This window comes from Pseudomonas sp. FYR_7 (assembly GCF_043106155.1).
GTDB lineage: Bacteria > Pseudomonadota > Gammaproteobacteria > Pseudomonadales > Pseudomonadaceae > Aquipseudomonas > Aquipseudomonas parafulva_B.
Window position 1 is genome coordinate 51,407 of the sequence record NZ_JBICMI010000078.1, and the last position, 13,696, is coordinate 65,102.

General features: G+C 63.1%; 12 protein-coding genes. 3 read left to right on the forward strand and 9 right to left on the reverse strand.

Going from position 1 to position 13,696, the window contains the following annotated elements; all coding sequences use genetic code 11:
* The first annotated feature begins 26 nt into the window (after positions 1 to 26).
* The 3 genes from dbpA to yccS all read left to right on the forward strand — a co-directional run bounded on the left by dbpA (position 27) and on the right by yccS (position 5,016).
* The gene (gene dbpA / locus ACF8R3_RS19920; RefSeq protein WP_230375157.1) at positions 27 to 1,364 is read left to right on the forward strand and encodes an ATP-dependent RNA helicase DbpA; all 1,338 of its coding nucleotides are present in this window, start codon (positions 27 to 29) and stop codon (positions 1,362 to 1,364) included.
* 147 nt (positions 1,365 to 1,511) lie between these two features.
* The gene (locus ACF8R3_RS19925; RefSeq protein WP_058638892.1) at positions 1,512 to 2,693 is read left to right on the forward strand and encodes an NAD(P)/FAD-dependent oxidoreductase; all 1,182 of its coding nucleotides are present in this window, start codon (positions 1,512 to 1,514) and stop codon (positions 2,691 to 2,693) included.
* A 124-nt stretch (positions 2,694 to 2,817) separates the two neighbouring features.
* The gene (gene yccS / locus ACF8R3_RS19930; RefSeq protein ID WP_058638891.1) at positions 2,818 to 5,016 is read left to right on the forward strand and encodes a YccS family putative transporter; all 2,199 of its coding nucleotides are present in this window, start codon (positions 2,818 to 2,820) and stop codon (positions 5,014 to 5,016) included.
* A gap of 347 nt (positions 5,017 to 5,363) precedes the next feature.
* On the opposite strand, the gene ACF8R3_RS19935 is transcribed toward yccS, so the two are convergent.
* From ACF8R3_RS19935 to epd, 9 genes are all read right to left on the reverse strand, one after another.
* The gene (locus tag ACF8R3_RS19935) at positions 5,364 to 6,101 is read right to left on the reverse strand and encodes an ABC transporter substrate-binding protein (RefSeq protein WP_078477884.1); all 738 of its coding nucleotides are present in this window, start codon (positions 6,099 to 6,101) and stop codon (positions 5,364 to 5,366) included.
* Positions 6,102 to 6,246: 145 nt separating this feature from the next.
* On the reverse strand, positions 6,247 to 6,543 hold the full coding sequence (locus ACF8R3_RS19940; protein ID WP_078477883.1) for a helix-turn-helix domain-containing protein: 297 nt from the start codon (positions 6,541 to 6,543) through the stop codon (positions 6,247 to 6,249).
* Positions 6,544 to 6,554: 11 nt separating this feature from the next.
* Positions 6,555 to 7,055, reverse strand: a complete 501-nt coding sequence (locus ACF8R3_RS19945; protein ID WP_058638888.1) for a M48 family metallopeptidase — start codon at positions 7,053 to 7,055, stop codon at positions 6,555 to 6,557.
* Positions 7,056 to 7,086: 31 nt separating this feature from the next.
* Positions 7,087 to 9,222, reverse strand: a complete 2,136-nt coding sequence (locus ACF8R3_RS19950; RefSeq protein WP_392516051.1) for a putative bifunctional diguanylate cyclase/phosphodiesterase — start codon at positions 9,220 to 9,222, stop codon at positions 7,087 to 7,089.
* Positions 9,223 to 9,453: 231 nt separating this feature from the next.
* Positions 9,454 to 10,518 (reverse strand): class II fructose-bisphosphate aldolase, encoded by a 1,065-nt coding sequence (gene fba, locus ACF8R3_RS19955; RefSeq protein WP_023533056.1) that lies wholly within the window; start codon positions 10,516 to 10,518, stop codon positions 9,454 to 9,456.
* Positions 10,519 to 10,636: 118 nt separating this feature from the next.
* Positions 10,637 to 10,966, reverse strand: coding sequence for an MliC family protein (locus ACF8R3_RS19960; RefSeq protein WP_058638886.1), 330 nt, complete (start codon positions 10,964 to 10,966; stop codon positions 10,637 to 10,639).
* 74 nt (positions 10,967 to 11,040) lie between these two features.
* Positions 11,041 to 11,292: a hypothetical protein gene (locus ACF8R3_RS19965; protein ID WP_058604036.1), complete on the reverse strand. Its 252-nt coding sequence runs from the start codon at positions 11,290 to 11,292 to the stop codon at positions 11,041 to 11,043.
* Positions 11,292 to 12,455, reverse strand: coding sequence for a phosphoglycerate kinase (locus ACF8R3_RS19970; RefSeq protein WP_058604037.1), 1,164 nt, complete (start codon positions 12,453 to 12,455; stop codon positions 11,292 to 11,294). Before ACF8R3_RS19970 ends, ACF8R3_RS19965 begins: the two co-directional genes overlap by 1 nt.
* Before the next feature lie 12 nt (positions 12,456 to 12,467).
* Complete coding sequence (gene epd / locus ACF8R3_RS19975; RefSeq protein WP_058604038.1) at positions 12,468 to 13,529, reverse strand: erythrose-4-phosphate dehydrogenase; 1,062 nt, start codon at positions 13,527 to 13,529, stop codon at positions 12,468 to 12,470.
* Positions 13,530 to 13,696: the final 167 nt, after the last annotated feature.

Below are 13,696 nucleotides of genomic sequence, written 5' to 3' on the forward strand. Positions count from 1 at the left end.
TTGCCACCTTGCCGTTGTCCGCCGCCATGCTGGCCAACCTGGACGCTCTCGGCTACACCTCGATGACGCCGATCCAGGCCCAGAGCCTGCCGGTCATTCTCAAGGGCCAGGACCTGATCGCCCAGGCCAAGACCGGCAGCGGCAAGACCGCCGCCTTCGGTATCGGCTTGCTCAACCCGATCAACCCTCGGTACTTCGGCTGCCAGGCGCTGGTGCTGTGCCCTACCCGCGAGCTCGCCGACCAGGTGGCCAAGGAACTGCGTCGCCTGGCCCGTGCCGAAGACAACATCAAGATCCTGACGCTGTGTGGCGGCGTGTCGCTGGGCCCGCAGATCGCCTCTCTGGAGCACGGCGCGCACATCATCGTCGGCACCCCGGGCCGCATCCAGCAGCACCTGGACAAGGGCACGCTGGTTTTGGGCGGCCTGAACACGCTGATCCTCGACGAAGCCGACCGCATGCTCGACATGGGCTTCTTCGATGCCATCGCCAGCATCATCGCCAAGACCCCAGCGCGCCGTCAGACCTTGCTGTTCTCCGCCACCTATCCCTCTGGCATCAAGCAGCTGGCGGCCGATTTCATGCGCGACCCGCAGCAGGTCAGAGTCGAAAGCCTGCATACCGACAACCAGATCGAGCAGCGCTTCATCGAAATCGCTCCCGAACAGCGCCTTGAAGCGGTTACCCGGGTGCTGGGCCATTATCGCCCGCAGTCCTGCGTGGCATTCTGCTTCACTAAGCAGCAGTGCGAAGACGTGGTGGCCCACCTTACGGCCAAGGGCATCGTGGCCCAGGCGCTGCACGGTGACCTGGAGCAGCGTGATCGCGACCAGGTGCTGACCATGTTCGCCAACCGCAGCAGCTCGGTGCTGGTGGCCACCGATGTGGCCGCCCGTGGCCTGGATATCGACGGCCTGGACATGGTTATCAACGTAGAGCTGGCGCGTGATGCCGAAATCCACGTGCACCGCGTGGGCCGCACCGGCCGCGCTGGCGAGAAGGGTATCGCGGTCAGCCTGGTCGCACCTGCCGAAGGCCATCGCGCCCAGGCCATCGAAGCCTTGCAGAAGAGCCCGCTGCGCTGGGACCTGTTGGACAGTCTCAAGAACAAGGGCGGTGAGCCGCTGCTGCCGGTCATGAGTACGCTGTGCATCGCAGCCGGGCGCAAGGACAAGCTGCGCCCGGGCGATATTCTCGGTGCGCTGACCGGTGATGCCGGTATCCCCGGCAAGCAGGTGGGCAAGATTGCGATCTTTGATTTCCAGGCGTTTGTGGCGGTGGAGCGGGCGCTGGCCAAGCAGGCCATGCAACGCTTGAATAGCGGCAAGATCAAGGGCCGCTCCCTGAAAGTCCGCATCGTCTGACATTTTTTCGGGCCGCGTTGCAGCCTATCGCAGACAAGCCAGCCCCTACAGGATCATCACAGGCCTCCAGCCAGTTGCCGCCCCTGTAGGCGCTGGCCTGCCTGCGATGGGCCGCAACGCGGCCTCGGCTATTGATGAGGTAACACCGTGCACTCCACCGACGTGATCATCCTGGGCGCAGGCGCTGCCGGCCTGATGTGTGCCCAGCTCAGCGCCCGCCGAGGCCGCCGGGTCCTGCTGCTCGACCACGCCAACAAGCCAGGCAAGAAGATCCTGATGTCCGGCGGCGGGCGCTGCAATTTCACCAACCTGTACACCGAGCCGAGCAACTTTCTTTCGCACAACGCGCACTTCTGCAAGTCGGCCCTGGCTCGCTACACCCAGTGGGACTTCATCGAGCTGGTGTGCAAGCACGGCGTGCCCTACCACGAAAAAAAGCTCGGCCAGCTGTTCTGCGACAACAAGGCCAGCGACATCCTCGACATGCTCCTGGCCGAGTGCGACGAGGCCGGCGCCCAGATTCGCATGCACACCAGCATCGAGCAGATCGACAAGACCGACAACGGCTACCTGCTGCAGACCAGCGCCGGCCCATTCGCCTGCCAGTCGCTGGTGATCGCGACGGGTGGACTGTCCATCCCGACGTTGGGTGCGACCGGTTTCGGCTACCAGGTGGCCCGACAGTTCGGCCATACCTTGCTGCCGACCCGCGCGGGCCTGGTGCCATTCACCATCACCGAGCCCCAGCTCAAGGCCATGTGCACCGAGCTGTCCGGCACCTCGCTGGACTGCACCGCCAGCTGCAACGGCACCAGCTTCCGTGAAAACCTGCTGTTCACCCACCGGGGCCTGAGCGGCCCGGCGATCCTGCAGGTCTCATCGTTCTGGGAAGCCGGCGATACGCTTGAGATCAACCTGCTGCCTGACCGCGATGCGCTGGACTGGTTGCAGACCCAGCAAACCGAGCGCGGCAATGCTGAACTCAAGACCGTGCTGGGTGAGGTGTTCACGCGCAAGCTGGCCACTTTGCTGGCCGAGCAGTGGTTCGAATCCAAGCCGATGAAGCAGTACACACCGGCTGAACTGGCCCTGATCGCCGACAAGCTGGCACGCTGGCAACTGGTGCCTGCCGGCACCGAGGGTTACCGCACTGCCGAGGTGACCTTGGGCGGTGTGGACACCCGTGAGGTCTCGTCCAAGACCATGGAGTCGCTCAAGAGCCCGGGGCTTTACTTCATCGGTGAAGTGCTGGACGTCACGGGGCACCTGGGCGGCTTCAACTTCCAGTGGGCTTGGGCATCGGCCAACGCCGCAGCGCAGTTCGTCTAGGGTAGAATCCACCGCGCAGCACGGAACGCTTCTTGCTGGCACGTGCTCAATAGCGGGTGGCGGGGCGCCTGGCGGCCCCGCTCATCGCTACGGTATTTCTACGATCACTGCCCGGCAGGCCATCATGTCATCGAGCTCGTTACGTCATTCACTGCGTCGCCTGTGGGGCCAGGACAAGTTCAGCTATAGCATCAGGGTGACCATTGCCCTTACCGGCAGCCTTGCCCTGTGCTGGCACCAGAACGAAATGGCCCTGCTGATCCCGTTGTTTCTGGGCATCATCGCCAGTGCCCTGGCTGAAACCGACGACAGCTGGCAAGGCCGCCTCAGCGCCCTGGCGGTCACCCTGGTCTGTTTTGCCATCGCGGCGCTCGCGGTCGAACTGCTGTTCCCCTACCCCCTGATCTTCGTCTGCGCCCTGGCCCTGGCAGCGTTTGCCTTGACCATGCTGGGCGCCCTGGGCGAGCGCTACGGCGCCATCGCATCGGCAACACTCATCACGGCGGTCTACACGATGATCGGCGTGGACCAGCGCGGCGGGCAGGTGACGGACTTCTGGCACGAACCCATGCTGCTGGTGGCAGGCGCGGCCTGGTATGGGCTGCTCTCGGTGCTGTGGCAGGCGTTGTTCTCCAACCAGCCGGTGCAGCAGAGCCTGGCGAAGCTGTTCTTCGAACTGGGCAGCTATCTCAAGCTCAAGGCCAGCCTGTTCGAGCCTGTCCGCACCCTGGACGTCGAAGCACGTCGGCTCGAACTCGCCCAGCAAAATGGCAAGGTGGTGGCGGCCCTCAACGCGGCGAAGGAAATCATCCTGCACCGGGTGGGCAACAGCCAGCCCAACTCCAAGGTCAGCCGTTACCTGAAACTCTACTTCCTGGCCCAGGACATCCATGAGCGGGTCAGCGCCTCCCACTACCCCTACAATGCACTGGCCGAAGCTTTCTTCCACAGCGATGTGATGTTCCGGTGCCAGCGCCTGCTGCGCAAGCAAGGTGCCTCGTGCCAGGAACTTGCACGCTCGATTCGGTTGCGCCAACCCTTCGTGTTGGCCAGCGGCTTTACCGAGGCACTCGAAGACCTCAACGCTTCGCTCGAACACCTGCGCGGCCAGAACAACCCGGCCTGGCGCGGGCTGCTGCGTTCATTACGTGCACTGGCGGCCAACCTGGCCACGCTCGATCGCCTGCTCGGTGCCGCAAGCAACCCTGACAGCCTGGCCGATGCCAGCGACAGCAGCTTGCTGGACCGCTCGCCGCGCTCGCTCAAGGACATGGGCAAGCGCCTGCGTACGCAATTGACGCCCACCTCGCTGTTGTTCCGCCACGCCCTGCGCCTGCCGCTGGCCCTGTCCATCGGTTACGGCATGGTGCACCTGATCCACCCGACCCAGGGCTACTGGATCATCCTGACCACGCTGTTCGTGTGCCAACCCAACTACGGAGCAACCCGGCGCAAACTGGTGCAGCGCATCATCGGCACTGCCGTGGGCCTGACCGTCGGCTGGGCGCTGTTTGACCTGTTCCCCAACCCGGTCATCCAGTCGCTGTTCGCGGTCGTGGCGGGGGTGGTGTTCTTCGTCAACCGAACCACGCGCTACACCCTGGCCACCGCTGCGATCACACTGATGGTGCTGTTCTGCTTCAACCAGATCGGCGACGGCTACGGGCTGTTCCTGCCGCGGCTGTTCGACACCCTGGTCGGAAGCCTGATCGCCATTCTTGCCGTGTTCCTGTTCCTGCCCGACTGGCAAGGCCGCCGCTTGAACAAGGCCTTGGCCAACACGCTGATCTGTGCCAGCGAGTACCTGCGCCAGATCATGCAGCAATATGCCTACGGCAAGCGCGACGACCTGGCCTATCGCCTGGCGCGGCGCAATGCCCACAATGCCGATGCGGCCCTGTCGACGACCTTGGCTAACATGCTCATGGAGCCTGGCCACTTTCGCAAGGAGGCCGATGTGGGCTTCCGCTTCCTGGTGCTGTCGCACACCCTGCTCAGCTACCTGTCGGGACTGGGCGCCCACCGTGACACGGCTCTGCCGGCCGACGCACGGGAGCACTTGATCGAAGACGCAGGCAGCCGCCTGGCAAACAGCCTTGAGGAAATAGCCAATGGCCTGGCGGCGCGCTCACCGGTAGCGATTCACAGCGATGCCGAAGAAGCGCTTGCCAACGCCTTGGAGCAGATGCCCGAAGAGGTGGATGAACATCAGCGCCTGGTACAGACGCAACTGGCACTGATCTGCCGCCAATTGGCTCCGCTGCGTACGTTGGCGGCGCATTTGATCAAGAAGGATGCTCCGGCAGGTGGCGCTTCGCGTTAGGTCTGGAGCAAGGATGAATAGCTTTGATTAGTCTTCGCAGGCTGGCGAATCTCCAGGGACAGCGGATTGGTAGGGGCTATGCAATAGCCTGATATTTCAGCTTCGCAGCGCATACTGCCGGGGCCGCTTTGCGGCCCATCGCGGCCGGTCCGGCGCCCCGGCAAGGCCGCTCCCACCCGAGAAATCGATTGCCTTTGGATGCACCGACTTGCAGGCAAACGCGGTCTTTGTAGGAGCGGCCCTTGTGCCGCGATGGGCCGCAGAGCGGCCCCCGGCACCATGAGCTGCGAAGCTGCAATCCTGAAGCCATTGCCAAGCCGGCGCATCGTAACGCCACCCCTGCTCGCCTAGAAACCATACTGATGCAGTAACCGTTCATAACTGCCATCGGCCTTCATGGCGGCGATGGCCGCGTCGAAGCGAGCGACGATCAATTGGTGATCCGGGTGCTTCAAGCTGACCAGAATGTGCAGCGGGTTTTCGCCCAGTGCAGGCTCCACCAGCTCCACCTTGTCACGCACATTGTCCGGCTCGCGCTGCAGGTGATAGCGGGCCACGTACTCGTCCTCCACGGCCAGGCTCACACGCCCTGCCGCCAGCATGCGCACGGCGGACGAAAATGTACTCACCGCTACCTTGTGCAAGCGGGTATTGCCGTCGAACGCGCTCGAGTAGGCGTAATCACGCACCACGGCGATGCTGTAGGGATACAGGTCCGAGATGTGCTCATAATGCAGGCCCGCACCCTTACGCTGCAGCAGGCGGATACGGTTGTTCAGGTAGGCGCTGGAAAAAAGTCCGATGCGCGCACGCGATTCGTTGTGCCAGGCGTTGATCAGTATGTCGTAACGACCGTCCCCGACGCCTGCCAGGGCCCGAGCCCAGGGTGCCTCCTCGAAGCTGCTGCTATACCCCGCCCGCGTCAGCGCCGTGGTCACGATGCTGATGGCCAGACCGCCGCCAGGCATACTGGCGTCGGTGAAGGGCGGCCAATGATCCGATACCAGGCGCAGCTTGCCGGAGGCGGCGGCCGGAGGCGCCATGACAGTGGCCAGTAACCCGAGAACACAAAGCATCAGCCGCATGCCCAAGCCCTTGCGCGGTGAAGAAACGTACACTGCGGGTGAGCTTACACAAAGGCTCTGGTCGGGGCAGCGGCCAATAGTGTCATCTAGCCTCTATTCTGGCCGAACCTACGGTTTTTATTGCAGTGGACTTAACGGGTACAGGTCAGGGATAACCCAGTACCTTGCGTATTTGATTCAGGTGACGCTCGATCCACTGCCGGTCGATGGCCCCCCAGTCCTTTATGCGGTAATGGCCTGCGTGATTGCGCGCGCCTTCTTGCTGCTCGAAGGTGCAGACGATGTCCAGATCGGCCAGCGCTGCAAGGGTGTCCTGGGCCGTGCGCCGGGGCATGCCCGTAGCCTCCATCAGCGCAGGCACGCTGGTAGCGGCCTGGCTGTCGATCAGCCAGGCGACATAAAGACGGCGGTAGAAACTGCTCTTGGTCTTGCTTATTTCCATGCTGCGGGTCCTCAAGCGTTACCCGGCAACTCCCGATAGGTCAGGTAGACGCGCAGGTCGAATTCCAGTTGATGGTAGTCCGGCTCCATGTGCTGACAGAGCTGGTAGAACGCCTTGTTGTGGTCACGCTCGCGCAAGTGGGCCAACTCATGCACCACGATCATGCGCAGAAACTGCGGCGCAGCCTCCTTGAACAGCGAGGCGATGCGGATTTCCTTCTTGGCCTTGAGTTTGCCGCCCTGCACGCGAGAGACGGCAGTGTTCAGGCCCAGCGCCCGGTGGGTCAGGTCCAGCCGGCTGTCGAACAGCACCTTGTCCAGTGGCGGTGCACTGCGCAGAAAACGCTGGCGCAGTTCCTGGGCGTAGCCGTACAAGGCCTTGTCGCTTTGTACCTCGTGGCGCTCGGGGTAGCGCTTGTGCAGGTATTCGCCAAGGCGGTCGCTGTCGATCATCTGCCGCACCTGTTGTTGCAGGTGCGGTGGGTAAGCTTGCAGGTAGCGTAGGACGGTCATGGCAGTACAGTCGGCGTAACGAACGCCAATTCTAACCCGCTGGCGGGGCAGGCCAGGGGAAAATTGCCGGGAAGTTGCCGGCATCGGCAGCTGTCATAGGGTGCGCTACCAAGAAGCCCTGAACGTATTGGCAGCCTGCGGCTTTGAGCCATTGAGCCTGGGCCTGGGTTTCCACGCCCTCGGCAATCACGGTGATCCCGTAATCGGCACACAGCCCGATGACGCTGCGTGCCAGCGCCGCATCGGCCGACGCCTCCGGCAGGCGCGCCACCAGGTGGCGATCGAGTTTCAGGGTATCGATGGGCAAATCGCGCAGCATACGCAGTGAGCAGTCACCGGCGCCGAAATCGTCCAGCGCCACACGTACACCCAGCGCGCGCAACCGGTCGACCTGCTTGACCGCCGCATCGATGTTGTACATGAGCGAGGTTTCGGCCACTTCCACTTCCAGGTGCGCTGGCTGCAGGCTATAGCGCTGGATGACCCGTTGCAGCTCCTCGACCAGGCTTGGCGAGACGAACTGGGCCCGGCTCAGGCTGATGCCCAACACAATGTCGGTCGCAAAGCATTGGTACCAGGCCTGGCGCTGGGCAGCACTCTGTCCGTAGATCCAGCCGGCCAGGCGGTTGATCAGCCGCGCTTCCTCGAGCAGGGGAATGAACAGGCCTGGCGGCACATCGCCAACGCTGGGGTGCTGCCAGCGTAGCAGGGCTTCGAAGCCGCGCAGGCGACCATCGGCGAAGGCCACTTGCGGCTGATACACCAAGGTAAAATCCTGCTGCTCGATGGCCGTACGCACGCCGTCTTCGAGCATCAGGCGGGAACGGGCGCGGCCATTGAGCTCCTGGTCGTAGAAGCGATACTGCTGGCGCCCTGCCTGCTTGGCAGCGTACATGGCCGCGTCGGCTGCGCGCAGCAAGCCTTCGACGTTGCCACCGCAGTCGGGGTAGGTAGCGATGCCGATGCTCACGCCCAGGCATACGTCCAGCCCATCGATCTGGTGGCTGATGGCAATGCGCTCGAGCAGCCGCTCGGCGTAGCGCCCGGCTTGCTCGGCATAGGGCAAGCCGTCGAACAGCGCGGTGAATTCGTCTCCGCCCATGCGCGCCAGCAGGGCTTCACTGCCCAGACAATCCTTGAGCTGCTCGGCCACCCAGCGCAATACCCGGTCACCTGCATCGTGGCCGAGGGAATCGTTGATACGCTTGAAGCCATCCAGGTCCATGTACATCAAGGCCTGCGCCCGGTCGGAGCGCTCATTGCGCAGCAATGCCCCTTCGGCCGCCTGGTAGAACCCACGGCGGTTAAGCAGGCCGGTAAGTGGGTCGGTAATGGCCTGGTATTCGAGCTGTTGGTGCAGGTTGTGCACCGCCGACATGTCCAGCACGGTCACCACCATCGCCTGCTGCTCGGCAGGCAGGGGCGCACAGGACAGGGCCACCGGCAGCAGCTCGCCGCCCGGGCGACGCAATTGGGCGTCGTGCAGGCGGTAGATGCGCCTGGCCAGGTAGCTTTGGTAGAACGCCGAATCCTGCCACGTACTCGGCGTGCTCAGCTGCAACAGCCCCAGCAGGTCGACGTTCTGCAACAGTTCGATAGGCGTTGCCAGCAGGGAACAGACAGCCGGGTTGGCGAAGCGGATGATGCCGCCTGCATCCACCACCACAATACCCTCGGCCGCATTGTCCAGAATGGATGCATTGAAGGCGCGGGCTTCGTCGAGTTCACGGGTCAGCGCCTGCAAACGCCGCCGATTGCGCTGCTGGTCGAGCAGGGCCTGAACCTTGGGCTTGAGAATCTGAGGGTCGAACGGCTTGAACATGTAGTCCACGGCGCCGTTGGCATAGCCTTTCAACACGGCGGCCTGGGACTGCTCGTTGGCTGTCAGGAAAATGATGGGCGTAAGCCGGGTTCGCTGGCTGCCACGCATCAGACGAGCGACTTCGAAGCCGTCCATCTCGGGCATATGCACATCGAGTAAAACCAGGTCGACATCGTTTTCCAACAACGCGCTCAGGGCTTCTCGGCCCGAACTTGCCGTCAGCACCTGCCAATCCTGGCGCGACAACAAGGCTTGCATACTGATGAGGTTCTCCGGGTAATCGTCGACTACCAGAAGCACCGAGCTGCCATCCTGTGGCATGAGTTGAAGGTGAGCGCCATCCATGCTGCATCTCTGTTATATGACCGACTACAAACTGGCCGTTGGATCCAGTTTTACCCCAGGCATGAGCTGATAGCACGCATCACAAGCCAAAACCATCAGTCACTGACTGAAGGTAGCCGACCGATAGCGGTTTCGCTGACATTCTGTGATACGCAACGGCAGATCGGTTTCGCAGCCACTGCCAGAAACGAAAAACCCGCATCGCTGCGGGTTTTTTCGAGGCCGGGTGGCTTAGTTGACCTTTGCAGCCAACTCGCCTTTGGCGTAGCGCTGGAACATGCCTTCCAGGGAGATCGGCTTGATCTTCGAGGCATGGCCGGCAGTGCCGAATGCTTCGTAACGGGCGATGCACACGTCGCGCATGGCTTTTACGGTTTCAGCGAAGAACTTGCGCGGGTCGAACTCGCTTGGGTTCATGGCCATGTGACGACGGATGGCACCGGTGGACGCCAGACGCAGGTCGGTGTCGATGTTGACCTTGCGCACGCCGTACTTGATGCCTTCGACGATTTCCTCGACCGGCACACCGTAGGTTTCCTTGATGTCGCCGCCGTACTGGTTGATGATCGCCAGCCACTCCTGCGGTACCGAGGAAGAGCCGTGCATCACCAGGTGGGTGTCGGGGATGCGCTTGTGGATTTCCTTGATGCGGTCGATGGCCAGCACGTCACCGGTAGGCGGCTTGGTGAACTTGTACGCACCATGGCTGGTGCCGATGGCGATGGCCAGGGCATCGACCTGGGTCTTCTTGACGAAGTCGGCCGCTTCTTCAGGGTCGGTCAGCATCTGGCTGTGGTCGAGCACGCCTTCGGCACCGATACCGTCTTCTTCACCGGCCATGCCGGTTTCCAGCGAGCCCAGGCAACCCAGTTCGCCTTCTACCGACACACCACAGGCATGGGCCATGGCAACGGTCTGCTGGGTGACGCGCACGTTGTATTCGTAGTCGGTCGGGGTCTTGCCGTCTTCGCCGAGCGAGCCGTCCATCATGACCGAGCTGAAGCCCAGCTGGATGGAACGCTGGCAGACATCCGGGCTGGTGCCGTGATCCTGGTGCATGCACACCGGGATATGCGGGAATTCTTCGATGGCCGCCAGGATCAGGTGGCGCAGGAACGGCGCACCCGCGTACTTGCGCGCACCAGCCGAGGCCTGGACGATCACAGGGGAGTCGGTCTTGTCAGCCGCTTCCATGATGGCGCGCATCTGCTCGAGGTTGTTGACGTTGAAAGCCGGTACGCCGTAACCGAACTCGGCGGCGTGGTCCAGCATCTGGCGCATGCTAATGAGTGCCATTGTGTATCTCTCTCCCGACAAGCGTCGTTGTTTCGTGCAAGCCTGCCGCAGGGGCGGTTGCTGTTCAAGTAGTGTGGGCCACCTAGGCTTTTCACACAGAGCCTAGCGGCCCGGCCAGTCACGGTGCCTTGCAGCCCCGCCCTATCAGATCGTTGGTCGCCACCCAGTACACCAGGCCTTCCTCACCCTGGGTGTGGAACGCCAGCATGCCGTCGCTGTACAGCGCGCCGGACGCGCCGGGCTCGGCCTTGAGCCGGTACACCTGGTCGCCGCCACCAAGACGCACGTCGACCTGGTCCCGCTGCGGGTCGGCAAACCGCCACAGCACTTCGGCCTGGGTGTCGCAGACCCAGCGGGTCCAGTTGTCCGCCGGCGCGGTCTGCGCCGGTTGCAGCAGTGAACATCCTGCCAGTGTCGCCAGGGCCATTACGGCCAAGAGCGCTTTCATTCAATTACCTCGATGGGCAGTACACGGCCCTTCTCCAAGACCACAAACCGGCCTGCAGGTTGCCGGCGGCCCGATCAAGGGCAGCCTGGCGCCTTGCGCTGGTGCTCTTCGTCGTACTTTTCCAGGCCTTCCGGGCCTACGCGCTTGCTGATCACCGGCACGGTTTCGGCTTGCCATTCGGACTGATAGCACCCGCCCTTGGGCGGTTGCGCCGGGTCGTCCTGGGCATCCGGGCTGCCGGCGCAGGCGCTCAGCAGCCCGGCCAGCAGCAACACAGGCAACTGCTTGGCCACCAGGCCACTCCTTTTGCCAGGCGCCGTGTTCATCAGGCTTTGGCCCGCTCTTCGAGCATGGCCACCGCTGGCAGGACTTTGCCTTCGACGAATTCGAGGAAGGCGCCGCCACCGGTAGAAATGTAGGAGATATCCTGGCTGACGCCATATTTGTCGATGGCCGCCAGGGTATCACCGCCACCGGCAATGGAGAACGCGGCGCTGTCGGCGATCGCCTTGGCCAGCACCTGGGTGCCATTGCCGAACTGATCGAACTCGAATACGCCGACCGGGCCATTCCACAGGATGGTCTTGGAGGACTTGAGCAAGTCGGCGAACTGGGCGGCGGTCTGCGGGCCGATGTCCAGGATCATGTCGTCGGCAGCGACATCGGCAATGGCCTTGACGGTGGCTTCGGCGTCTTCGGCAAAGGCCTTGGCAACCACCACATCGACAGGCAGCGGCACGCTGACCTTGGCGGCAATGGCCTTGGCCGTTTCGACCAGATCAGGCTCGTACAGCGACTTACCGACCGGGTGCCCGGCAGCCGCCAGGAAGGTGTTGGCGATGCCGCCACCGACGATCAGCTGATCGCATACCGAGCTCAGGCTGTTGAGCACGTCCAGCTTGGTGGAAACCTTGGAACCGGCAACGATGGCGGCCATTGGCTTGGCCGGGGCCTTCAGCGCCTTGCCCAGGGCATCCAGCTCAGCTGCCAGCAACGGGCCAGCCGCCGCGACCTTGGCGAACTTGGCAACGCCATGGGTAGAACCCTCGGCGCGGTGCGCCGTGCCGAAGGCGTCCATCACGAACACGTCGCACAATGCCGCGTACTGCTGGGCCAGCTCATCGGCGTTCTTCTTCTCGCCCTTGTTGAAGCGCACGTTCTCGAACAGCACCAGCTCGCCGGCCTTGATCTCGACGCCATCGAGGTAGTCACCCACCAGTGGTACGTCGCGGCCCAGCGCCTGGCTCAGGTACTGGGCAACCGGCTTGAGGCTGTTTTCGGCAGAGAATTCACCTTCGGTGGGGCGGCCCAGGTGCGAGCAGACCATCACCGCCGCGCCCTTTTCCAAGGCCAGCTTGATGGTCGGCAGCGCCGCCTGGATGCGCGCATCGCTGGTCACCACACCGTCCTTGACAGGCACGTTCAGGTCTTCGCGAATCAGTACGCGCTTACCTTGCAGGTCGAGGTCGGTCATCTTCAACACGGTCATGAATGCGGTCCTTCAGGGCTGTTTGTTGCGGTTTGGGTGGACGACGTGCAGAAAATGTCCGGCGACGTCGAGCATACGGTTTGCAAACCCCCATTCGTTGTCGAACCAGGCCAGCAGGTTGACCAGGCGCGGGCCTGATACACGGGTCTGGCTGGCATCGACGATGGCCGAATGCGGGTCGTGGTTGAAATCACAACTGGCGTGGGGCAGCTCAGTATAGGCCAGCAGGCCTTTGAGCGGCCCGGTCAGCGCGGCCTCGCGCAGCACCCTGTTGACCTCGGCTGCGGTGGTGTCGCGAGCGGTCTGCAAGGTGATGTCCAGGCACGAGACGTTGACCGTCGGCACGCGTACCGCTTTGGCCTGGATTCGCCCGGCAAGTTCCGGGAGCAGGCGCTCGATGCCGCGCGCAAGCCCGGTGGACACCGGAATCACCGACTGGAACGCCGAACGGGTACGGCGCAGGTCTTCATGGTGATAGGCGTCGATCACCGGCTGATCGTTCATGGCCGAGTGAATGGTGGTGATCTGTACGTAGTCGATGCCAAATGCCTGATCCAGCACCCTCAGCAGCGGTACACCGCAGTTGGTGGTGCACGAAGCATTGGAGACCAGGCGCTCAGTGCCGGTCAGGCAATCCTGGTTGATACCGTAGACCACCGTGGCATCGACGTCGGCCTCGCTGGCCATGGGCTGGGAAAACAGCACCCGTGGCGCACCCGCCTCAAGAAAGCGCTGGCCATCGGCACGGGTGTTGTAGGCCCCGGAACACTCCAGGACCAGGTCCACGTCCAGGGCTGCCCAGTCGATGCCTTCGGGCGTGGCGCTGCGCATCACCTTTACGCAATCGCCATTGATATGCAGGCAATCGCCATCGACCTTGACCTCGCCGGGAAAGCGCCCGTGGGTGGAGTCGAAGCGGGTGAGGTATTCCAGGCTGGCCTGGTCGGCCAGGTCGTTGAGTGCGACGATCTCGAAATCGGCCCTGCTGCCCCGCTCGAACAGCGCGCGCAGAACACAGCGGCCGATACGGCCATAACCGTTGAGTGCAACTTTATAGGGACGCAAGTGGGACATTCGTTGACTCGCTAAGCGTGATGGCTTCGAGGCCGCATGGCGGCCTATCGCGGCACAAGGCCGCTTCCACAGGTACCACGCCGTTGCTGGCAGGGTAGTACCTGTGGAAGCGGCCTCATGGCGCGATGGAGGGCGACGCCCTCCCCTCGCACGACCAGGAGGGCATC